Genomic DNA, 24,240 nt, shown 5'->3' with positions numbered 1-24,240 from the left:
GCCGAGACCGGCCAGGGCCTTCTACAGCCCGTCGATCGCGCGGGCGGTGGGCTCGAAGTAGCGGTGCAGGTATTCGGCAGTGGCGTCGTCGCGGGCGCCCTCGGCCAGCAGCCGCCACTGTTCACGTTTGCGCCGCCAGTAGAGAAGGTCAGCGCCGGAGAGAACGAACTTGCCGCAGTTGCGACAGTCGAGGTTCCAGGGGCAAGCACCGCCGTCGACGACCGGCTGGAAGGTGCAGAACCCGCCTTCCGCAGGGGTGCTGCGGCGCGAGAGGTCGATGGCGAGGGCCTGGGCCTGCTTGAGGCTGAGCGGGGCAGTGACGTCTTCGGTCAGGAGTGCGCCGGGGCTGGCGGTGCCCGGGCCGGCCACCCAGACGTGCTGGAGGACGTTCTCCAGATCCGAGCTGGTCAGGTGGACGTAATGCTCAGCCATCCGGTCGGAGAACTGGCCGAGGTAGCGACGGATGTGGGTCAAGGTCGCGCCGTGCCGCAACAGGCTGGTGGCCAGAGTATGGCGAGCCTGGTGCGGGACCCAGCGGCCGAGGTCGAGGTCTTCGACCCAGGGCTTGAAGTGGCTGTGGAACCACTGGTAGGAGGTCGAGACCGTGCCGTCCCGGTTGCGGACCTTGCTGGGGAACAGCGCGATCGCCGCGCGCTCGGGGCCGGTGGGCCTCCGTCCGGAGCGGGCGATGTAGCGGTCCATCGTCTTGCTCTGCCGCGCTACGGCCGGCGGCAGCCGGTCGGCACCGGCCGAGAAGTGCTCGGCGGGACGACGGGGGGATGAACGCGGCCCCGTCGAAGGGTGGGCCGACCGGCTGCGTGTGGCTACTTGAGCGGCGTGCCGCCCGAGTTGCGGTACGCGATCGTCTTGTTGATCAGGTTCCCGCCGTCGGACTCGACCGCGGTCTGCTCCTGCTGCCCGGCACCGAACAGCAGACCGGCGATGTGCGCGTTCGCCACCTGGTCCATGTGCGACAGGAGCCAGTCGACCTTGTCGTCCTTGTAGTGGTTGCGGGTGTTGTTCTGCGCCATGTTGCCCAGGGGGATCTGCCACAGGACCACCGGCTTGCCCACCGACTCGGCCATCGTCTTGTAGAACGCCAGTTGGGCGGCGGCCTTCTGGTCGTTCCAGAAGGTGTCACGGCCACCGTTCGCCGGCAGCGCGTACCAGCCCGCGTCGCGGTCCACCACGTCGGTGGCCAGGAAGTCGGCGTTCTTCGCCCCGAGGTCCGCGTAGTCCTTGACGCAGGCCTGCGTGTTGCTCTGCCAGTCCCAGCAGGTGAGGTGGAACCCGGCGCCCGTGTTCGGCGCGTACTTGTGCGCCATCGATATCAGGCACTGAGCCAGGCCGGCAGCGCTGTTCTCCTGCGATCCGCAGTCCGTCGGATTCGCGGCCGTGACCTGCGCGGCGACCTGGTGCGGGTTTCCGAGCGACCGGACGTAGCCCCAGAAGTCGGGCTCGATGTCGATCATGTCGTGCGAGGTGCCGATCTTCTGGAGGAAGAAGCGGTAGTCGTTCATGTAGCGGGTGAGCAGGTCGGCCCTGTTGATGGCTTGAACCTCGCCCGGACCGTCGCCCTGGCCCGCCGCGTCGCCGAGGTCGCGCAGCGAGTACCAGGTCCAGAGGAACTTCTGCGGGCGCGGCTTGCCCTGATAGGTCTCCTGGGCCGCCTTGGCGTCCCGCCAGGTCACGTACGTGCCGGGTGCCGTGGTGCTGCCGTTCCAGCAGCCCCACCAGCCCGTCCACGCGTCCTTGCAGCGGGCCGCCGTGTAGTAGTCCGACGAGGGTGCGGGCCGACTGTGCACATAGGCATACTGCACGTCGAACGGCGCGGCGCTCGCCGAGGCGTCGTTCATCGAGCCGCCGATGAGCACCGTGTTGCTGCCCATGAAACTCTTCGCCGAGGTGCCGCCGGCGGCAGGCGGCGCCGACGCCGGGTGGGTACCGCTCGGAGCCTGGCTCGCCGGCCCGCTGCCGCCGGGCGTGGCAGGGGTGGTGGGCGTGGCGCTGCTGCCGGAGCTCCCCGCGTTCCCGGTGCCGCTGGCGCTACCGGCCGGGACGAGCTGCCACTGCTGCTGGGGGCCGTTCCAGTCGTGGTACTGGGCGATGTGAGCCCCGTCGGCCTTGGCGCCGCCCGGGACCTCAACGGCCTTGCCACTGAAGCGGTTGATCAGACGCACGTAGCCGTCCGACGACTTCTTCACGTGGAACTGCTGGTTGGCGCCGTTCAGGTCGCGCCACTGCACCAGCTCGGAGCCCTCGGTCTTCGACCAGTTGTAGTCGTCCAGCACGTTGCCGGAGTTCCGGTTCTGCAGCCGGTAGTTGCCGTCACCCGCATCGATGAACTTCCACTGCTGGTTCGCCGCGCCGGTGCGGCTCCACTGCCCCAGCGAAGCACCGTTGTTCGTGGCGTAGCCGAGGTCGTCCAGTGCCTTGCCGGTGTCGCGGTTGACCAGCACGTACCAGACGCTCGTGTCCACGGTTCCCGCCGAGGCCGTGTTGACCACGACCACGGAGCCGCCCACGACCGCCAGGCTGACGGCCGCCCAGAAACTCCGACGCTGGTACAACCGACGACCACGATGAGTCGGCCGCCGCCCCGGAGCGGCCGAGCGGAACGACGCGCGACCTCGGCGGGCGCGGCCGCCGGGCGACGCCTTCGACGACGTCGATGGGCGAGGGAACATGTCGAAGCTCTCTTTCAGCCGTTGCCTCTGACCAGACCGCGTGTCCGGACACCACCCAGTTGTCACCGCCCCCGGAAAGGTTGCCCCGGACCGCGAAAGTTTTTCGGGCACCGAGCGCCGGCTGGCGATCACGTCGTCGGGCGGGGGCGGCGGCCGGGGCGAAACGCAGCCGACAACCGCAGCCGGTCGCCGACGATGGGGAGACGGTGGGTATCGGGAGCCGTTCGGCCCGTCGCCCGGCGCTCCACCGGCCGCACGGCCGGGAGTTTCGCTGCGGGCCACGCCGGCGTGCGAGGCGATCGATGGTCGAACCCGGCAGAGGCTGCTCACCCAGCCGCGGCCATAGGAGGCCGGCGAGTTCGCGACCAGGCCACCTACCCCAACTGAAACCGCGAAACGGACGCCACGTCACTTACCGCCCTCTGCAGCTACGAGGTCCAACCCGGGCGGACCTCTCAGTGCCTCTACAGCTACCGGAAGTTCTTGCGGCAACCCGGTCGGAAGCTGAGGTTGACCGCATCGGAGTGCCCGTCGTGTCGGGGGTGCCAGTACGCCGATGTCGCGGTGGCCAGGGACGCACTGGAGCACATCAAGGGCAAACCGCCGCTTGTAGTTTCCCCTTGATCATGGACACCTGGAGACTGGGACTTGAGACACCTCACGGTGCTACGAGTCAAGCCGCGGCGGCGAGTTGGGCGGAGAACGCGGTGTGTTCGTCGAACAGTTCGTGTTTCTGGATGCAGTGGTAGAGCTGGCCGAGCATGCGATTGAAGAGGTTGCGCTGGGCCGCCGCGTGCCAGTCTCCGTGGTCATCTCGCCGTCGCCGGTAGTGCGCCTTGGCTCCGGGAGAGGCGGTGATCGCGGAGAACGCCCAGAGGTAGCCGGCGTGGTTGAGGCGGTCGTTCTTGACCCAGCGACGGGTGATGCTGGACTTCTTTCCGGATGCTCTGGTGATGGGCGAGGAGCCTGCGTACGCCTTCAGGCCGCGTGCGTCGGCGAAGCGCTCGTGGTCGTCCCCGATCTCGGCGAGGACCCGGGCGCCGAGCTGAGTGCCGAGCCCCGGGAAGCTCAGGATCACGTCAGCGTCCGGGTGCTGAGGGAAAGCCTCGTCCACCGCCTGGGCGAGATCGTCGGCGGCCGTGCAGGCGGCCTCCAACTGGATGAGGAGGGCGAGCATCTGCTGGCCGAGGGCCTCTTCAACGAGGGGCGGCTGGTGGGCGTAGTCAACGCGGAGGACATCACGGATCCGGTCGGCCTCTGCGGCGATGCCGCGCTTACGGCCAGCTCTCCTGAGCGCGGCCTGGATCTGCGTCCGGGTCAGGCGCGCGGCTCTGGCGGGTGTCGGTGCGGCCTTGAGGAGTTCACGGACCTCGGGCCGGCACAGTCCGTTCGCCCAGGTAGCGCAGGTGTCCAGGGCGGCGGGGTAGTACTCGCGCAGGAGTGAGCGGAGCTGGTTGGCGATCTGCTGCCGGTTCCACGTGGCGTCCTGCTGAGCGCGCGCCAGGACGGCGATCGCCCGGGCCAGGTCGCTGTCATCGGGCAGCGGCCGGTGGGCGTGCATGTCGGTGCGCAGGATGTTCGCCAGCACGAGCGCGTCGCCGGGATCGGACTTCTTGCGCGAGACCGAGTGGCGGTCACGGTAGCGGGCCGCCGCCATAGGGTTGATCGCGAACACCTTGCGCTTGCCGGTCCGCAGGACGGCGACCAGTAGGCCGCGGGACGTCTCGATCGCGACCGGGATCGGGTCCTGCTCAGTGTCGCCGTACTCGGCGAGCAGGTCCAGCAGGATCTTGTAGCCGACCGCGTCGTCGGTGATATGCCGCTTGGCCAGCAGCTGGCCGGTGTCGTCGACCAGGGCGACGTCGTGTGTCTTTTCGGCCCAGTCGATGCCGCAGTAGATCAAGATGTTTCCCTCCCATGGCGCGGGGTGTCTGCGCTGGTCACGAGCGCATGCGGGCCACGCAGCGACCTAATTCCAGGACTCGACCCATGCGGCCGGTCCGCCACCTCACTAGCCGTTCGTGGCACCAGCGCACCACGCGGGCCTCGGTCTATGCGAGAGCTCAGGGGGCTCGGGCATATCAAGAGGTCACCGTGTAGTGGGCTCGCACCACAAACAGCAACGAGCAGGCGCATGAAGGGTGTTGACGCTCGACGGCGTCGGGCACCGCCGCTCTAGCGCAAGGCATCAAGGCCGGGTCTAGCAAAGGCGTCTGCCCGGTGCCGACGAACGCCGACACCAACCCGGTGGCGGCCACGGAGACGCTGGACGCCGCCGCTCTGTTGTGAGACGTCGAGGCCCGGGCCTCCTGAGGCGTCCGCCCGGCGCCCACGTGGCCACCACCGAGAACACCCGGGAAGACGTAAGTCATCATGCCCAGGCGCTCTCGAGTACGAGGTTGCGCGTCGCTCTCAGGTGAGGCCTCGTGTGCCGGGTTCCAGAAAGACGCCGCAGTCCCGTACTCGAACGCTCCGGGCCCCTTCGGGAAGCACCACCGGAGCTGTTACCAAGGAATTAGGTGAGGCCTCGTGTGCCGGGTTCCAGAAAGACGCCGCAGTCCCGTACTCGAACGCTCCGGGCCCCTTCGGGAAGCACCACCGGAGCTGTTACCAAGGAATTAGGTTCCAGAGGAAGTAGCACCAGGTGGGAAGCAAGTACACGAAGCGGTACCCCGAGGAGTTCAAGCGGGACGCGATCGCGCTCGTCGACTCCGCGGGCAAGACGGTCACCGCCGTCGCCCGGGAACTCGGGGTCAGCTCCTTTCTCGGCCTCGCCGCAGCCATCTGCTGCTACAAACGCTTCCCCAAACCGACCGTGTAGGACACGGTCTGAGTATGGTTCGGTCGACGCCAGGCCTCGTCGACTTCGCTTGCCGCCCGATCACGACCGGTGGTCGGGCACACGATCCTCGGCGGATGCGGGACCAGTCGCTGCGGCACCCGACGCGCTGTCGGCCGGATTCTCCTCGAGATTGGCGACAAGCCTTCTCAGCAGGTCTACAAGGAGATCGGTTTCTTCGGCGCTGAAGCCTCGCAACGCCTGATCGTTGGTCTCGAACAGCGCCGAGTGCACCTGTGTGAGCTTTGCCAGACCGGCCTCGGTCAGCGAGATCAGGCTGACCCGTCGATCATGCTGGGCGGCCGTGCGCCGAATGAGGCCATCGCGCTCCATCCGGGCGAGCAGCTGGGCCATGGAGGGCTGCTCGATCCGGGCCAACCCCGCCAATTCCTTCTGGGAGAGCGCGTCGGCCTTGCTCAGTGCCGCCAGCACAGGCATCTGCGCGAAGGTCAACCCCAGCGGCCGCAGTCGCCGGTCGTTGATGCGGGACAACGCACGCGAGGCGATGTTGATCAACGCGGCGGGCGCGGAGCCGAAGCTGGAGTGCGTCACGCGGCAAGTATATAGGCCCCTATTGACCAACTACATAGGTACCTATACAGTCTCATGCATAGGATCCTATGCAGTTCGCCCGTCAAATAAGGAGACCTTCGTGATCATTCGCAACGTGACCGTCATCGACGGGCAGGGAGCCGCCCCAATCGCCGATGCCGAAGTGGTGGTGACCGACGGACGGTTCAGCGCCATCCGGCCGACGGTCGACGCACCGGCAGCGACGGGTGGCTCTCCCGTGCTCGACGGGCGGGGGGGCTACCTGGTGCCCGGCCTGTGGGAGAGTCATACACATCTGGGCGGGCACGCCTACTTCAAGCCCGAGAACGAGCGGGCGAAGTACATCTCCCAGCTACTCACCGACTTCCTGAGTGCCGGGGTGACCAACGTCCTCGACCTCGGCGGTCCACTGGCGACCGAGCTCGCCGCCCGCGACTACCGCGACAAGGCCACCGACGCCGCTGCCAGGTTGTTCTTCGCCGGGCCAGTGTTCACCGGCGTCAAGGGCTGGCCGGTACTGGACGATCCTGCACGTGCCCCCATCGCCTACCAGACCGACAATGCCGATGTCGCCCATCGTCAGGCACTGGAGCTGGCCGATCAGGTCGACTTCATCAAGTGCATCTACGACGGCGAGCCCGGCGCGCCGGACAAGCTGCCCCTCAGCGCCCTCAAAGCCATCGTCGCGGCCGCGCACGAGAAGGGCAAGAAGGTACTCGTGCATGTCCACGAACGCATCGATCTGGAGGAAGCGGTGGCATCCGGCGCGGACGGCATCGAACACGCTTTCCGGCCGCAGGACCCCGGCAGTACGGCAGAGGCCCGCGACGTCGCCGCGCTGCTGGCGGAGACGAACACCTATTACTGCCCCACCCTGGTCACCTGGGAGCAGATCGCGCACAACGGCGACGCCGGCTATATGCAGCAGCTGCTCGATGATGGTTTCGCCACCCACGACGACATCCGGCAGATCACCAGCCGCCCGATCTACGGGCGCCAGTTCCCCCGGCATTCCGCGCAGGACTCCCACATCCGTTTCGACTATGCGATGCGCACGCTGGCGCTGATGCACGACGCGGGAGTGAAGATCACCGCGGGCAGCGACGTAGCCATGTTGCTGCCCTCGCCACCCGTCGCCCTGTTGCGAGAACTGCACTTGCTGGCAAAGGCAGGACTACCGCTGCCCGCGGTCCTGGCGGCCGGAACCCGGCATTCGGCCGAGAAGATAGGTCAGCAGGCGACCACACCGGGCACGATCACCGTCGGATCCATTGCCGACGCACTGTTGCTCGACGCCGACCCCTACGTGGACATCGCGCACCTGGTCGATCGTTCCCACCACATCGGGACGCTGCGGGCTGGACGGCCAAGCTGGGATCAGAGCCACCCCCAAGCCTGACACAGCCGGATCCAGGTACTGATACGCCAGCGGCCTGGTCGCCGCGCTTCTGGGCATCACGGTCGGAGACACCGAGAGCGCTTGGCATCGAGAAGCATCTGATTGACCTTGGGAAACGGGCCGCCCCGAGACCCTGACCAACTGGCCGTGGAGCTCAGTTCAGTAGCTCCGGCGGGCTCGCTCCCACGTCACGGCAGCCATGATCGCGTGAAGTACATCAGGACGGACGCAAGGGCTACGTCCCGGACGTAGGGCTCGTAGCCGGACGTGCGTAACTGGATCGCGAGAATCCGAACGCGGTCCCGAGCGCCACGAGTGCGATCCCGTTTCCCCCAAGCGGTGGAACAACATGATCACCACCGACTGTGCGTATACGTGGTCAACTCCCGGTCCCTGCCTCGAAGAACGCCTCCCTCTGGTGTTGCGATACCTGCAGACACGGCAGTTGAGCCGTAGCCAGCCGGTCCTCCCCCTACGGGGAGGGCGAGGACCACGCGCTACGCGTGGTCCTCTGGCGTGCTTCTTGGGCATATCTGGATACGGCTGCCGCGCTGATCGCCGTTCTCTTTAGAAGTCGTCGTCCTCGTAGTAGTTGTTGACGACCACGTTCGGCTCGTCGTCGCTCAGCGCCTCGTTCAGGAGAGCACCACCGACGAGGCCGGCCGCACCGGCGCCGATCAGCGCGCCCGTGCCGAAGCGACGGGGCTGTCCCGGCTGTCCGCCGGGCTGCTGCGGGTACCCCTGCTGCTGCACCGGCTGCGGATACCCCTGCTGTACAGGCTGCGGGTACCCCTGCTGCACCGATTGCGGGTACCCCTGCTGCACCGGTTGCGGATATCCCGCCTGAGCCGCAGGGGCGGTGTAGTACGGCGGCGGCGTGTTCTGCACCCGTTGCGCGCAGCTGCCGCACGTCTCGATCGGGCGGGGGACGCCCCACTGCGGGTACCACATCACGGACGTCGTACCGGGGCCGTGGTTGGGGTCGAAGAAGCACGTCACGAAAGAACTCCCTGCGGGGTGTTGGGGTGCTGCGGCCGTCGACGCTCGGGGGACGGCGACCGCGGGGGTGGGCTGTGCGGGAACCACGGGCTGTGCGGGAACTGCGGGCGGCGCGGAGGGCGGCGGCGGAAAGCTGGCGGTGGCGCCGCCTGCGACTGGGGCTTCGCGCAGGACGTCGACACCGTAGTCGTTGGCAATGCCGGCGAGTCCCGAGAGGTACCCCTGGCCGATGGCACGGAACTTCCACTCCGCACCATGCCGGTACAGCTCACCGAAGACCATCGCGACCTCGGCCGAAGCGTCGCCTCTGAGGTCGTAGCGAGCCAGCTCGCCACCACTGTCCTGGTCGACGACACGGATGTACGCACTGTCGATCTGCCCGAAGTTCTGGCTCCGCGGCCCTGCCTCGTAAACGGACACAGCGAAGACGATCTTCGTGACGTCGGCCGGGACCCGGGCCACGTCCACGCGGATCTGCTCGTTGTCCGTTCCATCGGCCGGCGTGCTGTTTCCGGAGTGAGTGACCGAACCATCAGGGCTGCGAAGGTTGTTGAAGAAGACAAAGTGCTGGTCGGAGAGGACCTTCCCCGCCTGATCGCACAGCAGCGCACTGGCGTCCAAGTCGAACCCGGCGCCCGTGGCAGGGCTGACGCGCCACCCCAGCCCCACGGTCACAGTGGTCAGGCCGGGAGCCTGCTTGCTCAACGACACGTTGCCGCCCTTGGACAAGGACACACCCATGAACTACTCCCGCAACTGTCCAGGTTCCTGTTCTCAACGCGATCAACGGCACGCGCGCCTAGATAGTTCCTCAGTTGCGCAACCAAGACAAGTCTTGATGACGGGGCCCGGGGCGCCCAAGGACGAGGTTCTCGCGCTCCCCCAACAACACCAGCACCAGCACCAGCACCAGCCTGGTAACCGTCCAGACTCGTCGCGAGGACAACTCGTACGCGTTCGACTACAAGCTCTACGACGGTCCGCTCCGGCTGCGCCAGGAGCAGGCGGACAGCGGCGACGGCGGCTCCGGCCGACTGATCTCCGACAGCCGGCACGCCTGTCACGACCGGTGCCCCGGGGCCGGATTTGCGTCGCACAGCCGGTGCCGGTGGATGGGTGCGGGTGCCAGAACGCAGCGGGCGGCCGGGGACGGACGCGGGAGCGGGGGGGCGGAGTGGCGACCACGGTCAAACGCCCGAAGGTACCCGCCTGCCGTTGCCCCGCCGGAGTACGGCTTGGCCGCAGGTCCTCGGCCTCGGCGGCCAGCAGGGCCATGTGCCGCACGTGCGTGTAGTACCTGACCGCGTACGTCACCGATTGCCGGTAGCACCGTGTCGAACTTCGTCACCAGCCGTATGAGGCCTGCGCGTTGGCGTTCGGGGAAAGGCCCCATTGAGGACGTCCGCCTCATAGCCGTAGGCGGCCACGTCGAGGATCAGCATGTCCCGGTCCTCGACATCCACGCGGCGAAACCCGGGTGGGAACGGCATGGCCATGTGCTCGGACGTCACCCGCGAGAGCGCTTCCAGCTTCTCTTCGAGCATGCCAACGATCACGTCAGGTACACACAGTCACCCCCGTCATAGTCCACCGCGTCGGCCCCTATCAGGCGTGGGTTCCGCCAAGGGGCCGGTACCAGAAACTCGTAGCCCCATGACATCCGGGCCTCACTGCCGGACAAACCCACCGGCCCACACCCCCACCGTCCGCCCATCGGGCCAGCTCACCCCGCGCCCGAATTGGCGTAAAGGAGCGCTGCGGCGAGTACGCGAGCTGCCACGGCTCAGCGGGCGGCGCGACGCAATGCCCCAGCCGAGAACCATGGGTTTCCGCCCAGCGTCCACACCGACACGTGCGTGACCCCGAGCTGTTGAAGGACGGCCAACTTGGCGTCCATACCCTGCTGGTCGGTGTAGTCGTAGAGCGTGCCACCCGCTGTCCAGCGGACTTCGCCGGAGGCTGAGTCCCGGCGGGCGGCCGTTGTCCTGCGGTCGTCGGAGTAGCCAGGCGCCCGGCGGATCGTGGCGAGCGCGACGCTGTCCTTCACCTTGTCCGGGACGCAAGGGTCGGGAGCGGTGAAGCCGTACGACGGGAGGCCGATGACCAACCGGTCCTTGTCCGGCACCTGGGACTGGGCGTAGGTAACGGCTTCACGCACCCAGCTGTGCGGCGATACAGGCCAGCACCTTTCTCCCTCGGGGGTGTTGAACTGTCGGCCGTAGTCCATGACGACCAACTGGTCCACACCGGTGCGCATGACGGCCGCATAGTTGAACACCGAGTCGCCGTCATGGGTTTCGACCGGAGCGTCGACCTGGAGTTTGAGGCCGGCGCGGTGCAGACTCCCCGCGAGCTCGGTGAGAAATGCCTCGTACCCGCGCTCGTCGTCGGCCGTCCAGGCCCAGAAGTCCTCGAAGTCGATGTCCACACCGGTGAATCCGATACGTTTCGCGAGCTCGGTGAGCGAGCCGACCGCAGCCGTACGACGGGCCGGGTCGCTGACCAACGCGGCTATCGCGGACCGGTCCATCGCGGAGACGGTGGTGTACTGGGCGGCCGAATGCCCCTTGACGTCCGCGGCGTTGGCCTCGCTGAAGCCGTTGCAGGGGTGTAGGTCGGAGTCCAGCAGCTTCAGCGCGCCACGTGAGTCGACGTCCCAGTACTGCGGTTTGAGCACTCCATGGCGGAGCCTGCCGTCGCGGTACTCGGCGGCGGCCCCGCAGGTGTCCTCCCCCGTGGATCCGGGGTAGACCCATGCCTCAAGGCCGGGCAGCGCGGACGTCTCGGCCGGGTTCGCGCCGCCGACGGACGAAGAGGATCGAGGTGACGTCCGGTCACTGTCGCCGGCACGGTGGCCTGCGCTACAACCGGCCAGTACGACGACGAGGGCAGTGGCAAGGAGCATCCGGGCGCCGGCCATGAGTCCCTTTCGGCAGATCAGGGTCTTCCAGTAGACAAGGACCATGATCGCGGAGCCACCGTCGAGGGTGACGAGGGGGTGTATCCGCGTCGGATGCGATCGACGTTGGCGAGTACCTCGGTTGATCGTGAACGCTGAGAGGACCTGCCAGTGGCCGGGGTCCTCTGCTCTGTCTGGCTGGCGGGGTTCGCCGGACGCGGCCTGGCGGGGCGGCCAGGATGACCGACGGTCGTTGTAGCAGGCGACCCAGTGAGATGCGCAAGGGTCCGGGCGGACACAGTCCTGCGACCCTTGCGCGTTCGGCGCCCGCCGGCCGGCAGGCTCATGCCGTGGCTGACCGCACGACGATGCCGCGCGGGCCTGGGAAGTGCCCCGGCCCAGGCCGGGGCTGCTACGCCGTCCACTTCTGGTTGTTCTGGCCGTTGCAGGACCACCGCACCAGCTGGGTGCCGTTGCCGGTGCCGTTGTTGTAGGCGTCCAGGCACAGGCCGGCGTTGACGTTCGTGAGCGAGCCGTCGCTGTTCACCCGCCACTTCTGGTTGGTCTGACCGTGGCAGTCCCAGATCACGACCTTGGCGCCGCCCGTCTTGCCCGCGTCGTAGGCGTGGCGACGCGACCACCCGCAAGCAGATCAACAGCGGCCTCATGCCCCCCTCCTACCCCGCACTCACCAGCGACGGCGACACCGACGGCGACGGGATCCCAGACCTGCTCGCCGTCAGCTGGAACGGCCGACTCACCGAATTCCCCGGGCAGAAGGACACTAGCCGCACGGTAGCTACTTCCTGTACCGGCGGTGGCTGTCGCGCAGCGAGCGATCACCCATCCCGTCACCTGGAGACCGCGGCTGGTGTCGGCTGTCCTGGGGGTGTCGCCCTGACAACCAGGGACGACGACGGATGACGAGGCGTCAGGTCAGCGAGCGCGGATCCAGCGCGGGGGACGCGAACGGGGCCGGTCCCTGATCGGACCGACCCCGTTCCACCTGCATGTTTGCCAGGCAGCGACGCCAATGCTCTGGCGCCGACCAAACGTTGAACCGGAACGCCACGACGGCGTCATACGGCTACGACAGCGCCGCCCGCAGGTCGCCCGGGGTGGCCGGATCGAGGACCAGGTCGTCGAGCCAGGCCGCGTCGGGGCTGAACCGGGCGCGGAACGGGCGGCCGACCAGTTCGGGGTCGCGGGCCTGCAACAGGCGCAGCCGGAAGAAGGAGCCCTCGGCGGTCTCCTCGACCCCGTCGACCACCGCCTTGCCCGGCGTCGCCGACATGACCGGGCCGCGCACCGTGCGGGCAAGGCCGGGCAGCGTCCGGTAGGCCCGCGCGAAGATGTCCGCCGCTCGGGCGAGCGGCACCCGGAAGTACTCCTGCGGGCCGGTGTCGCGCTCCACGAACATGTAGTAAGGGACCGCGCCCGCGGCCAGCTCCATCCGCCACAAGGTGCTCCAGACCTCGGGGTCGTCGTTGACGTGGGCGATCAGCGGGGCCTGGCAGTACACGACCGCGCCCGTGGCGCGGATCCGGGACAGCGCGGTGCGCACGATGTCGCCTTCCAGCTCGCGCGGGTGGCTGAAGTGGGCCATGACGGCCAACTGCCGCCCGGAGGCGACGACCTGCTCGAACAGCCGCAGGGCGTCGTCGGCGTCCTGGTCGGTGACGAAGCGCTGCGGCCAGTACGCCACCGACTTGGTGCCGATGCGGATCGTGCGCACCGTGTCCACGGCGAGCAGCGGCTCGATGTGGCTGCGCAGCCGCTCGGTCGACATGACCATGGGGTCGCCGCCGGTGATCAGCACGTCGTGGACGTCGGGGTGGCTGCCGAGGTACCGCACCAGGCCGCTGGGTTCCGGGGCCGCGAACTTCAGGTCGGGGTCGCCGATGAACTGGGCCCAGCGGAAGCAGTACGTGCAGTACGAGTGGCACGTCTGGCCCTGGCCGGGGAAATAGAGCACCGTCTCGCGGTACTTGTGCTGTACGCCCGGCAGCGGCTCCCCGGCGTGCAGCGGCACGTTGAGCTGCTGGCCCGACGGATGCGGATTGAGACGCCGGCGCACCTCGGCGACCTTCTCCCTCAGCAGTTGTCGGTCTGCCCGGTCGGTGGAGAGCTTGGCGAGCTCATTCTCGTCCTGCTCGCCCAGCATGCCCTGCTGCGGGAAGGTCAGCTGGTACAGCGGGTCATGCGGTACCCGGTCCCAGTCGATGAGCTGGTCGAGCACGTACTCGTTGACCCGGAAGGGCAGCACCTGCGAGATGGCCCGCACCGACTCCCTCAGCCGGTCCGGGAGGCCGTAACGGCGGGCTATCTCGTCGAGGTGCCGGGGGCCGAGCGCACGGAAGCGCTCGCCCGCGAGGGGGGACGGCGGAATCATCGGGAACCTCCGATTGCGGTACGGCGGTGGGGCCTTCTCGGCGGGCGGAGCCCCGCGAGGGCCGGGGCCGTCGCGGGGGTGGCGGCCTGCGGTACGTGCACGGGCGTCACTGCCCGGCTCGGGAGAAGGCTGTGCGGAGGCGATCCGCCAGCGTCTGCACCGCGGGCTGCCGCAGCGCGGAGTAGTGGTCCGCGGGCACGGGCAGGACCTCAAGCCGGCCGTCGGCCGCGCCCGGCTCGCCGGACCCGTCGACGAGGCGTTCCCAGCCGAGAGCCGGCGAGGTGCCCTCCGGTCGCTGCTGCTCCTGGGCGCGCAGCAGCAGAAGGAGGTCGGCCTCCACGGGCCTGGCGGCGGGCCGGTACTTCGATGCGGCCTTGGAGTGCGCGAGGTAGACGCCGAAACGGCGGCGCAGCTCGGCGTCCGTGCCGTCGCCCGCCGGTGCCCGGGCCGGGCCCGTGGGCGCGGTGAGGTCGGCCGGGTCGGGGACGGGCCCGTCGAAGCCGGTGCCCGCCAGGTCCGCCACGAACGAGGCGGCGCGCTCTTGCGGGGTCGCGTCGAAGCCGTCATAGGCGCGGGCGCCCGGGGCGTAGGAGTCGATGAGCGCAAGCAGTTCGACCCGCTCGCCGTCGAAGGCCAGCTGGCGCACCATCTCGTACGCGATCAGACCGCCCACCGACCAGCCCGCGATCCGATAGGGCCCGCTGGGCTGCACCTGCCGCATCTCGTACAGGTACGCAGCGGCGATCTGCCGGATGTCGGAGCGCGGCCGCTCGCCCAGGTCCGTGCCCTGGGCGCGGAACGCGAACACCGGGACCGCGTCGGCCAGCAGCCGGGCCAGCGGTCGGAAGGCCAGCACGTCGCCGCCGATGCCGTGCACGCAGAACAGCGGACTGCCCTGCGCGGCGTCGGACAGCGCGACGAGGTCGCCGCTGTGCTCGGACCGCGACGGATCTTGCGCGGCGTCGATCGCCGCGGCCAGCTTGGCGATGGTGGGCTGTTCCAGGACCTGACGCAAGGTCAGACCGGCACCGAACTGCTTGCGCACCCGGGTGATCATCACGGTGGCCAGGAGCGAGTGTCCGCCGCTCTCGAAGAAGTCGGACTCGACTCCGGTGTCGTCCTTCTTCAGCAGGTCGGACCAGATCTGCGCGAGCGCCCGCTCCGTCGCGGTGCGCGGCGCGACATAGGGGGTGGCCGCCGCCGTGCCCGTGTACGACAGCAACGCGCGCCGGTCGACCTTGCCGTTGGGCTGCAGCGGCAGCGCGGGCAGTGCCAGGAGCAACGCAGGGACGACCGGCGCGGGCAGCCGCTCGACCAGGTGGGAGCGGAGCCTCTCGACGGTGGCCGGCCCGCCGTCCTGCGCGGTGAAGAAGGCGACCAGCCGGGTCTCCCCGTCGTGGGTGACCGCTTCCACGTGGCAGGCGAGGACTCCGGGGCAGGTCAGAACGGCGGTGGCGATCTCGGTGGGGTGCACGCGCACGCCGCGTATCTTGACCGTCCCGTCCCTGCGTCCCTGGGGCACGATGGTGCCGTCGTGACGCAGGACCGCAATGTCCCCGGTGCGGTACGGGTGTCCGGCGTGGATCTCGTCGGTGACCGTCAGCCGACCCGGCTCACCGGCGGGAGCCAGATAGCCCAGGGTGCCGAAGTCGGTGTCGATGACGATCTCCCCGCGCTCGCCCGGGGCGCACGGCCGGCCCCCGCGGCCGGTCACCGTGACGCGGGTGTCGGGCAGCGGCCGGCCGATCGGCTGCACGCCGGCCGTGACGGCGTCGGGGATCTTGTGGAAGCTGCGGATCATGGTGGTCTCGGTCGGCCCGTAGAAGTTCACCAACTGGGCGCCGCAGCGCGGGAACTGGGATCGGAAGGCGGCCACCGTGGTGTCCTGGAGCGGCTCGCCGGCCAGGCACACCAGACGCAGCGAGGCGAGGCGGATGTCGCCCGCGTCCCCACCGAGGGTGAGCAGCGAACCGAGGACGCTGGGCGTGGTGTGCACCACCGTCACCCGCTCGTCCTCCAGCCAGGCCAGCAGCCGCTGTGCGTCGTCCTGGGTGCCCGCGGGCGGCAGCACAATCGAGGCGCCGCACGACAGGGGGAGGAAAATGTCGCGCAGGACTGCGTCGAAGGAGAACGCCGTCAGCTGGGCCACCCGGTCGTCCGCGCCGACCGCGAACTCGGCACGCTCCCAGGCGACGAAATGATCGAGCGACGCGCGGCGGCCGAGCACGGGCTTGGGCTCACCGGTGGTCCCGGAGGTGAAGAAGACGTACGCGGCGCCCTCGGGCACCGACGCGGGGGCCACCGGCACAACGGCCGCCGCGGGTGTGCCGTCGGCGGACAGCCGCACCGTCGGCACCGGGAGTTCCACGTCGAGCGGCGCGGCCGTGGCGACCACGGCGAGCTGGGCGCCTGCCCGCGCCACCATCTGGGCACGCCGGGCCGCGGGCAGGGCCGCGTCGATGGGCACGATCACCCGGCCGCGCTCCATGCCGGCGATCAGGGCCGCCACCGAAGCGGGGCTCTTGTCGCCGACCACCGCGACGACCGTCCGCTCGGGCAGCGCCATGTCGATCCGGTCCACCGCGGCCAGAAGCTCCTGGTACGTCCAGGAGTACTCGCCGTTGCGGACGGCCACCGTGGCCGGCCGGAGCTCGGCGAGGTCGCGGATCAGCCGCGTCACCGGGGCGGGAGCGGCGGTGTCGCCGACAGCGGCGGCCTCTGCGGCGGGCAGGCCGAGCCGGGACTCGGGGACGTCCGGGGTGCGCACTCCCTCGGACAGCAGTGAGGTGTAGCGCTCGACGAGGCCCTCGGCGAACTCCGAGTCGAACAGGTCGGTGTTGTACTCCAGTTCACACACCAGCTCGCCGCCGAGCGTGCGCACCACCATCGTCAGGTCGAACTTGGAGGTGGCGAAGGTGCCTTCGAGGTCGACGGGCCGCAGCATCGACAGCGGTCCCGTGGGCACGTCCGCGGGCGGCATCCGGAACATCGCCTGGAACAGCGGGGTCCGGCCGCTGTCCCGGTCCGGGCGCAGCGCCTCGACGATCCGCGGGAACGGCAGTTCCTGGTGTTCGTAGGAGGCGAGCAGGGTGTCGTGCACGCCGCGCACCGCGTCGGCGAAACCGGGTGACCCCGCGAAGTCCATGCGGACCGCGTGGGTGCGTACGAAGAACCCGACCGTCTGCTCCAGTTCGAGCCGGTCGCGCCCCGCGCTGTCGACGCCGACGACCACGTCGTCCTGGTGCGCGGTGCGCGAAAGCAGCAGTCCGAAGGCGGCCAGCATCGCCTGGTAACGGGTCACGCCCCGCTCGCGGCAGAAGCGGTCCAACCGCGCGGCCGTGGCGGCGGGGACGGGGAAGCGGTGGATCGTTCCGCGCTGGGTGGCGGCGGAGCGGGGCCGGTCGGTCGGCAGTTCCAGCTGCGGGGCGTCCCGCAGCCGGTCGGTCCAGAAGTCGAGGGCCCGCGCGAGCACCGCGTCGTCGGTCTGCTCGCGCTGCCAGCGGGCGAAGTCGGCGTACTGCAGGGCCGCAGGCCCGTCGGGTGCGGGGGGCCGGCCGGCCAGGGCCGCGTCGAGGTCGGCAGCGATGATCTCCCAGGACCAGCCGTCGCAGACGATGTGATGGATGACAAGGCCGAGCACCAGCTCCCGCGGGGTGCGCACCAGGCGGGCGCGCAGCAGCGGTCCGGCCTCCAGGTCGAAGGGAAGTGCGGCCTCGGCCGCCAGGGCCGCGAGGGCCGCCGCGCGGCCGGCGGCGGCGGGCAGCTCACGCAGGTCGGGCGCGGTCCGGTCCGTGACCACCTGCACCGGCCGGTCGCCGTCCGCGCGGAACACGGTGCGCAGCGACTCGTGCAGGCCGAGCACCTCCGTCAGCGCCTTCTCGACGCGGGAGACCTCGGTGTCCAGCGGCAGCTCGAAGGCGCCCGCCATGTTGTACGCGAAGCTGTCCTGCACCAGCTGGTGCAGGAACCACAGGCCCTCCTGCTCGTGCGACAACGGCAGCGGTCCGGCGTCCGTCCGGCGCTCGATGGCCGCAGCCTTGCGCGCACCGCCCTCGGTGAACTGCTCGATGAGTGCGGCGAGTTGGGCCACAGTGGGGTGCCGGAAGAACTCCTGCATTCCGATGTCCGCGCCCAGTTGCCGCCGCACCCGTGACAGTACGCGGACCATGCTCAGCGAATCACCGCCGAGGTCGAAGAAGTGAGTGTCGCGGGCGACGGCCGCCACCGGCAGGCCGAGGATCTCCGCCCACAGCGCGGCCAGGCGCTGCTCGTCGCGGCCCACGGGACGCTGCGCCGGTGCGGCCTCCTCGGCACCCGCCTCGCGCACCTCCGGCAGCGCGGCGCGGTCCACCTTGCCGTTGGAGGACAGCGGCAGCACCGCCAGTTCGATCAGCTGGGAGGGAACGGCCGCCGTCGACAGCCGGGCGGCCACCAGATCGCGCAGTTCCTGGCGCCACGCGGCCGTCACGGCACCCGCCGGCACCACATAGGCGTGCAGGTGCGGCCGTTGCTCCGCGTCGTGCCGGACGATCACCACGGCTTCGCGCACGCTCGCGTGCCCGCTGAGCACCGCCGCCACCTCGACCGGCTGGATCCGCACGCCGCGGATCTTGACCTGGTCGTCGACCCGGCCGCTGATGGCCAGCGTGCCGTCGACCGACCAGCGGCCCACGTCGCCGGTTCGGTAGACCCGGTCGGTGGGGTCGTCGGTGAACGGGTTCGTGCTGAACGCGTCCGACGTCTCGTCACCGTCGAGGTAGCCACGGGTCAGGAACGGCGTACGCACCACGACCTCGCCCGGCTCACCCACTCCGCACAGGGCGCCGCGCCGGTTCAGGACGAGCAGTTGTGTGTCGGCGATGGGGCCGCCCACCGCCAGGATGCCGTCCGGCACCTGCTCGGGGACTTCCTGGCAGGACTGCAGGATGGTTCCCTCGGTGGTGCCGTACAGATTGAGCACCCGGCCGGCGAACTGCGGGAACTGCTCGCGCCAGCGGCGCACCAGCGCGCCCTGCAACGGTTCGCCCGCCAAACACAGCAGCCGCACGGTGGCGAACCGGGCCGCCTCCTGCGGCGCCGCGTGCAACCACGACGCCAGCACGCTCGGCACGGTGTGAACGATCGTCACGCCCTGTCGGTCGAACCAGCGCAGCATGCCCGCCGGATCCTCGTAGGGCCGGTCCGAGTCCGGCAGGACCAGCGTGGCCCCGCAGGTCAGCGCGAGGAAGATGTCGCGCAGCGCCGCGTCGAACGACAGCGAGGCCGCGACCTGGCCCACCCGGTCTCCGGGCCCGAACCCGAACGCCTCCTGCTCCCAGCCCACGTAGTGCGACAGCGCACCGTGCCAGCCCAGCACGCCCTTGGGGCGTCCGGTGGTGCCCGACGTGAAGAACACATAGGCGGCGTCCTGAGCGTCGAGCGCGGGAAGCGCGCCCTCGGGGCCGTACGCGAGCGCCGCGAAAGCGCGCGTCCGCTCCGGCGCGAGCGCGGCCTCGTCGCCGGTGGCGACGATCAGCTCGGCGCCCGACGCGGTGAGCAGGTCGCTGGCCCGGCCCGTGGGCAGCGCCGCGTCCAGCAGCAACACGACGGCGCGTGCTCGCATCACGCCCAGTACGGCGGCCATGGTCTCGAAGCTGCGGCCGCCGTGCACGGCAACCACCTGGCCGGGAGAGATCCCCTCGCCCAGCAGGCCGGTGGCAACCCGTCGTGCTGTCGCGGCGAGCGTCGCGTAGTCCCAGCTGCGCTCGCCGCGGCGCAGCGCCACCCGGGTGGGATGCTCGGCCGCCTGCCGCTCGATGAGCTCGGTGACGGGCGGCGGTACGGGGGCGGTGAGCGGGCTCCCGGCCTCGGCCGGGGTGGGCGGCGTGGTCGTGCCCACCCACGTGCGGTTGTCGGTGTTGGTGCCACTCATGGCGCGGCTTTCTCCATTTCGATCACGGGTGGGGAGTCGCGGGTCAGCGCAGGGTGCTCAGCAGCGAGTAGTCGTAGACGTACGCCTCCGGGTCGGCGAGGGCCTGGTCCAGCAAGCCGGCCAGTTGGGCCGCGAAGGTGGCCGCCTGCTCCGCTCCGAGCACGTCGCGGGCGTGGACGAGCCGGGTGGGCAGCGGAGCTTCGAGCGAGCGGACCTCCAGCTTCAGCGCGTAGTGCGTGCGCGGGCTGGGCAGTTCGACGACCTCGGCCCGCAGCCCTGCCCGCTCGGCCCGCCACGCCGGGGTGTTCTGCACCACCAGCAGCGCCTGGAGCAGCGGCGACAGGCCGGGCGCCGTGCGCTCGGCGGCCGAGGGCGTGTGCATGCGCTCAACCGGCAGGGCACCGTGCGTCTGTGCGGCCGCGGCGACGGCCGCCGCCTGTCGCACGAGGGCCAGGAACGTCACGTCCTCGTCCGGACGGATCCGCAGCGGCAGGGTGTTGATGAAGCAGCCCACCAGCGGCTCGACGTCCACGTCGGTGCGGTTCGCCAGCGGGGCCGCGACGATCAGGTCCTCCTGCTGGGACAGCCGTCCGAGCAGGGCCGCGTATCCGGCCAGCAGCACGCTGAAGGCCGTCGTCCCGTGCCGCGCGCAGAACGCGGCAAGCCGTGCGGCGAAGTTCTGCGGCCACGACACGTCCACCGTCGCCGCGGCCAGGCTCAGCGTGCGCGGGCGCTCGCGGGCCCCGGCCAGGCCCGGCAGCGGCGGCAGGTCGTTCAGCTCCTCGGCCCAGTAGCCGAGCGCGGCCGGATCCGGCTCCTGTCGCGTTTCCCACGCCGCGTAGTCGGCGTACTGGACGGCGAGCGGGTCCGGCGGAGCCGGGGCCGCGCCGGTCTCGGCGGCCCACAGGGCGCAGAAGTCCTCGGCGATGACCGACCACGACCAGCCGTCGGTCACGATGTGATGCAGCGTCAGCACGAGGAAGTGGTCGTCGTCGTCGAACGCGACAAGCACCGGGCGCACCAGCGGCCCCGCGGCCAGGTCGAAGGGTTCGGCGCCGACGGCGCGGCACATCTCGTCCGCGGCCGCGGCGCGTTGGTCCGCCGCGAGCCCCCGGCGGTCCACCAGGGGCACCTCGACGCGGACCCGGTCGTCCACCACGGGGACGGGCCGACCGTCGAAGTCGGGGAACGAGGTGCGCAGCACCTCGTGGCGCTCCAGCAGCCGGCCGACGACACGCACCACCGTGTCGTGGCCGAGCGGGCCGGTCAGGCGCAGCCCGCCGTGGATGTTCATCGTGATGTCGTTGGGGTCGGCGCGTTGCAGCAGCCACATGCGCAACTGCGCGGACGAAAGCGCCAGTTGGCCGTCCCGCGGTACGCGCTCGATGCGGGCGCGCCCGACGGCGCCGGACGCCTGCGCCTTGGTCACGGCGTTCAGCAGGAGGCCGAATTCGGCCTGGGCGAGGAAGTCGCTGATGTCGAGCTCGACGTCGAACTCCCGCCGCGCGGCCGAGACCAGCCGCACCGCCGTCAGGGAGGTGCCGCCCCCCTGGAAGAAGCCGTGGGTGTCCGGGTCGCAGCCCAGCACGGTCCGCCACAGGTGACGCAGCCGGTCCGCCACCGTGCCCGCGGCGCCGTCCGCGTGGTCGCATCCGGCGTCGTCGGGCGCTCCCGCCGGATCCGCCTCGTACGGGGGCCGGGGCAGTGCCCCGCGATCGACCTTGCCGTGTCGGCTCAACGGGAACTCACCGACGGCGACGAACGCGCTGGGCAGGTAGGCGGCGGGCAGTGTCCGGGAGAGCGCGGCCCGCACCGCGGGGGCGTCCGCATCGGTGAAGCGGCCGGTGACCCAGGCCACGAGCCGGGGCTGTCCGTCGGCGCCGGGGCTCAGTCCCACGACCGCCTGGTCCACCGGGTCGAGCCGCTCCAGGGCGCTCTCCACCTCCCCGGCCTCGATGCGCACTCCTCCCAGCTTGACCTGGTGGTCGATCCGGCCGTGGTAGTCCAGGGCCCCGTCGGGACGTACGGACGCCAGATCGCCCGTGCGGTACATGCGGGCCCCGGGCCGGAACGGGTCCGGCACGAAGGCCGCCCGATCGGCCTCGGGCCGGTTGAGGTACCCGCGGGCCACGGCGACACCGCCGATGTACAGCTCGCCGGTCCCGCCGGGTGCCACAGGCCGCAGCTCGGAGTCGACGACGTACAGCGGCACACCGTCGATGGCGTGCCCGATGGGCACCCGGCCGGTCCGCTGGAGCGGATCGCAGCGCCAGTGCGTGACGTCGATCGCGGCCTCGGTGGGCCCGTAGAGGTTGTGCAGTTCCACGCCGGGCAGCCGCTCGAAGAACCGCTGCTGGGTGGCGAGTTTGAGCTCCTCGCCGCTCACCAGCACCCGCCGCACCGATGCCGTGTGCGCGTGCGGCACCTCATGCAGGAACTCCTCCAGCATGCTCGGCACGAAGTGCAGCACCGTCACCGAGTTGTCGTGGATCGCGCGCAGCAGGCAGCGCGGGTCACGGTGGCCGCCGGGGCGGACGAAGGCCAGCCGGGCTCCGGTCATCAGCGGCCAGAAGAACTCCCAGACAGACACGTCGAACGTGTACGGGGTCTTCTGCAGAACCGTGTCCCCCGGGCCGATCGGCAGGGCCCGCTGCATCCACTCCAGACGGTTGCGGATCGCCGCGTGCTCGGTGAGCACGCCCTTGGGCAGCCCCGTCGATCCCGAGGTGTACAGGACGTAGGCGAGGTTCCGTTCGCCCGCCGTGACCGGCACCGGGCCGACGGGCGCGGCGGGGCAGTCGGCGATGTCGAGCACCGGGACGCCCCACGGGTCGGCCGTCCCGGCCGTCTCGGCACAGGCGAGGACCGCCACCGCGCGGGAGTCGCGCACCAGCAGCCTCAGCCGGTCGCCGGGGTCGTCCACGGCCAGCGGCAGATACGCGGCGCCGGCCCGCACCACCGCGAGCACGGCGACCGCCAGGTCGGTCGAGCGGGGCAGGCACAGCGCGACGACCGAATCGGGCCCGGCCCCACGGGCACGCAGCACCGCTGCCACCGCGGCCGCCCGGCGGTCCAGCTCGGCGTAGGTCAGTGAGGCCTCGTCGCACACCACGGCCACCGCGTCGGGGGTGCGCGCGCACTGCAGGGTCACGAGCCCGTCAAGGGTCGTCGGCATGCCGTCGCTCATGCCGGGTGCCGCTCCTGTGCCGCGTCCGCCGCGGGGCGGGCGTAACCCAGCCGGTTCGACTGGTCGATCTCGCCGACCAGCGCCCGCAGGTCGTCCCGCTCGGCCGACGTGTCGAAGTCCTTCGGCTCGACGGCGAAGGCGATCCGGCCCGCCAGATCCCTGGCGAGGGCCTCCGCCGCGTCGGCGGTGTCGGCGTGCACGACGACGTATCCGGCCCGGTCCAGGGACCAGCGCAGCGGTGGAACCTCCTGCCCTGCGGGGAAGTTGATGTGCAGTTCGAGCACCTGCGCGTGGGCGCGGACCTCCTCGGCGCCGGTGACCTCCTTCACCACACCGCGCTCGGCCGCGAAGAAGCAGACGGAAGAGGCGCCCTTCGCCTCGGGGCGGGCGTGCCGTTCGGGCATGACGCCCAGCGCCAATTCGAGGGCCGTGCGCTCCAGGCTGAAGCCGTAGACGGACTCGGCCATGGTGTTGAGACGGTCGCCGCCGCGCCGGTTGTGCCCCTCGACGATGCGCGGTCCGGCCGGCGTCAGTTTGACCTCGACGTGGGAGAGCCCCTCGGCCAGACCGACGCAGTCGAGGAATTCCGCGACCAGTTCGACGACTTCCTGCTCGGTCTCCGGGGAGAGCCGTGCGGGCAAACAGTGACCAAATTCGACGAAATCCGGACCGAGAATCTTGTCGCAGATCGCCACCGGGACATAGCGGCCGTGGAAGGAAAGTCCGTCGACGCTGATCTCGGGGCCCTCAAGGAATTCCTCCATGAGGAACGTACCGAGACCGACGGCGGTGAGACCCTCGTGGACCCGGTCGATGTCGTCCGCCGACTCCACCTTGAAGATTCCCAGGCTCGCGGAACCGGCAACCGGCTTGGCGATGAACGGGTATCCGGCCATGCCGCCGAAGGCGGCGAGATCCGCGCGGCCGGTGCCCAGCTCCGCGAGGACCGAGCTGACCCCCGCCTCGCGCAGGTGTCGGCGCATCGCCCACTTGTCGGTGAGCAGCGTCACCGTCGCGTGCGGGACGCCCGGCAGCCCGAGGGCGTCCACCAGCCGGGCCACGGGCAGCAGCGCCTCTTCGAAGACGGTCACCACGGCGTCCAGCGGCCGAACCGCGTGCAGCGCGGAGACCAGCTCCACGAGTCGGTCGGTGTCCTGGTAGTCCAGGACGAGCGAGGTCACCTCGGCCGCGAGATCGGCCGGCAGGCCCCGGTACTCCTCCGGGGTCTGCACGGCCAGAATCTCGACGCCCAGCGAGAGCGCCTCGCGCAGAAAGGCCCCCCTCGCTCCCACCAGGCACAGACGCTTCTTGTGATCCACTGATTCCACGCTCCGACTCCATTTCTCGCGGACCTGAGCAGCATTCCTGAAAGCGT

Annotated in this window: 14 protein-coding genes and 1 pseudogene; 2 read left to right on the top strand and 13 right to left on the bottom strand. The window is 70.3% G+C overall.

Annotated features, from left to right (window positions below; all coding sequences use genetic code 11):
• Positions 1 to 21: 21 nt before the first annotated feature.
• The 3 genes from OG522_RS39610 to OG522_RS39600 form a co-directional block, all read right to left on the bottom strand.
• Complete coding sequence (locus tag OG522_RS39610) at positions 22 to 702, bottom strand: tyrosine-type recombinase/integrase (protein ID WP_329468315.1); 681 nt, start codon at positions 700 to 702, stop codon at positions 22 to 24.
• Between the two features lie 122 nt (positions 703 to 824).
• Positions 825 to 2,525 carry an RICIN domain-containing protein gene (locus tag OG522_RS39605; protein WP_329468313.1) on the bottom strand — a complete coding sequence of 567 codons (1,701 nt, stop codon included), beginning with the start codon at positions 2,523 to 2,525 and terminating at the stop codon, positions 825 to 827.
• 835 nt (positions 2,526 to 3,360) lie between these two features.
• Positions 3,361 to 4,590 (bottom strand): IS110 family transposase, encoded by a 1,230-nt coding sequence (locus OG522_RS39600; protein WP_329468311.1) that lies wholly within the window; start codon positions 4,588 to 4,590, stop codon positions 3,361 to 3,363.
• Positions 4,591 to 5,331: 741 nt separating this feature from the next.
• On the opposite strand from OG522_RS39600, the gene OG522_RS39595 reads away from it, so the two are divergent.
• Positions 5,332 to 5,508: a transposase gene (locus OG522_RS39595; RefSeq protein WP_329468309.1), complete on the top strand. Its 177-nt coding sequence runs from the start codon at positions 5,332 to 5,334 to the stop codon at positions 5,506 to 5,508.
• 60 nt (positions 5,509 to 5,568) lie between these two features.
• Here OG522_RS39595 and OG522_RS39590 read toward each other — a convergent pair whose 3' ends face one another.
• Entirely contained in the window at positions 5,569 to 6,078 is a 510-nt protein-coding gene (locus OG522_RS39590; protein WP_329468307.1) for a MarR family winged helix-turn-helix transcriptional regulator, read from the bottom strand.
• Between the two features lie 100 nt (positions 6,079 to 6,178).
• Between OG522_RS39590 and OG522_RS39585 the strand changes: the two genes are divergently transcribed.
• Positions 6,179 to 7,477, top strand: a complete 1,299-nt coding sequence (locus OG522_RS39585; RefSeq protein WP_329468306.1) for an amidohydrolase family protein — start codon at positions 6,179 to 6,181, stop codon at positions 7,475 to 7,477.
• Between the two features lie 188 nt (positions 7,478 to 7,665).
• Here the strand turns inward: OG522_RS39585 and OG522_RS39580 are convergent, their stop codons facing one another.
• From OG522_RS39580 to OG522_RS39540, 9 genes and pseudogenes are all read right to left on the bottom strand, one after another.
• Complete coding sequence (locus tag OG522_RS39580) at positions 7,666 to 7,758, bottom strand: SCO3870 family protein (RefSeq protein ID WP_329468637.1); 93 nt, start codon at positions 7,756 to 7,758, stop codon at positions 7,666 to 7,668.
• A 286-nt stretch (positions 7,759 to 8,044) separates the two neighbouring features.
• Positions 8,045 to 9,217, bottom strand: coding sequence for a TerD family protein (locus OG522_RS39575; RefSeq protein ID WP_329468305.1), 1,173 nt, complete (start codon positions 9,215 to 9,217; stop codon positions 8,045 to 8,047).
• A 569-nt stretch (positions 9,218 to 9,786) separates the two neighbouring features.
• Positions 9,787 to 10,020 carry a hypothetical protein gene (locus OG522_RS39570; protein ID WP_329468303.1) on the bottom strand — a complete coding sequence of 78 codons (234 nt, stop codon included), beginning with the start codon at positions 10,018 to 10,020 and terminating at the stop codon, positions 9,787 to 9,789.
• Between the two features lie 239 nt (positions 10,021 to 10,259).
• Complete coding sequence (locus OG522_RS39565; RefSeq protein WP_329468301.1) at positions 10,260 to 11,441, bottom strand: glycosyl hydrolase family 18 protein; 1,182 nt, start codon at positions 11,439 to 11,441, stop codon at positions 10,260 to 10,262.
• A 346-nt stretch (positions 11,442 to 11,787) separates the two neighbouring features.
• Positions 11,788 to 12,000: pseudogene (locus OG522_RS39560) on the bottom strand (ricin-type beta-trefoil lectin domain protein); the annotation flags it as partial.
• Positions 12,001 to 12,462: 462 nt separating this feature from the next.
• Positions 12,463 to 13,767, bottom strand: a complete 1,305-nt coding sequence (locus OG522_RS39555; RefSeq protein ID WP_329468299.1) for a KamA family radical SAM protein — start codon at positions 13,765 to 13,767, stop codon at positions 12,463 to 12,465.
• A 106-nt stretch (positions 13,768 to 13,873) separates the two neighbouring features.
• Positions 13,874 to 19,678, bottom strand: a complete 5,805-nt coding sequence (locus OG522_RS39550) for a non-ribosomal peptide synthetase (protein ID WP_329468297.1) — start codon at positions 19,676 to 19,678, stop codon at positions 13,874 to 13,876.
• Between the two features lie 43 nt (positions 19,679 to 19,721).
• On the bottom strand, positions 19,722 to 22,865 hold the full coding sequence (locus OG522_RS39545) for an amino acid adenylation domain-containing protein (protein WP_329468296.1): 3,144 nt from the start codon (positions 22,863 to 22,865) through the stop codon (positions 19,722 to 19,724).
• Positions 22,862 to 24,193, bottom strand: a complete 1,332-nt coding sequence (locus OG522_RS39540) for an ATP-grasp domain-containing protein (RefSeq protein WP_329468295.1) — start codon at positions 24,191 to 24,193, stop codon at positions 22,862 to 22,864. The genes OG522_RS39545 and OG522_RS39540 overlap by 4 nt, the downstream gene beginning before the upstream one ends.
• Positions 24,194 to 24,240 lie beyond the last annotated feature (47 nt).

This window comes from Streptomyces sp. NBC_01431 (assembly GCF_036231355.1).
Classification (GTDB): Bacteria; Actinomycetota; Actinomycetes; order Streptomycetales; family Streptomycetaceae; genus Streptomyces.
This window is presented reverse-complemented; position numbering and strand designations above follow the sequence as displayed.

Bases quoted from the DNA above. Each gene is read 5' to 3' on its own strand.
- OG522_RS39610 (WP_329468315.1), bottom strand. From the start codon at position 702: ATGGACCGCTACATCGCCCGCTCCGGACGGAGGCCCACCGGCCCCGAG.
- OG522_RS39575 (WP_329468305.1), bottom strand. From the start codon at position 9,217: ATGGGTGTGTCCTTGTCCAAGGGCGGCAACGTGTCGTTGAGCAAGCAG.
- OG522_RS39570 (WP_329468303.1), bottom strand. From the start codon at position 10,020: ATGCTCGAAGAGAAGCTGGAAGCGCTCTCGCGGGTGACGTCCGAGCAC.
- OG522_RS39565 (WP_329468301.1), bottom strand. From the start codon at position 11,441: ATGGTCCTTGTCTACTGGAAGACCCTGATCTGCCGAAAGGGACTCATG.
- OG522_RS39555 (WP_329468299.1), bottom strand. From the start codon at position 13,767: ATGATTCCGCCGTCCCCCCTCGCGGGCGAGCGCTTCCGTGCGCTCGGC.
- OG522_RS39550 (WP_329468297.1), bottom strand. From the start codon at position 19,678: ATGAGTGGCACCAACACCGACAACCGCACGTGGGTGGGCACGACCACG.
- OG522_RS39545 (WP_329468296.1), bottom strand. From the start codon at position 22,865: ATGAGCGACGGCATGCCGACGACCCTTGACGGGCTCGTGACCCTGCAG.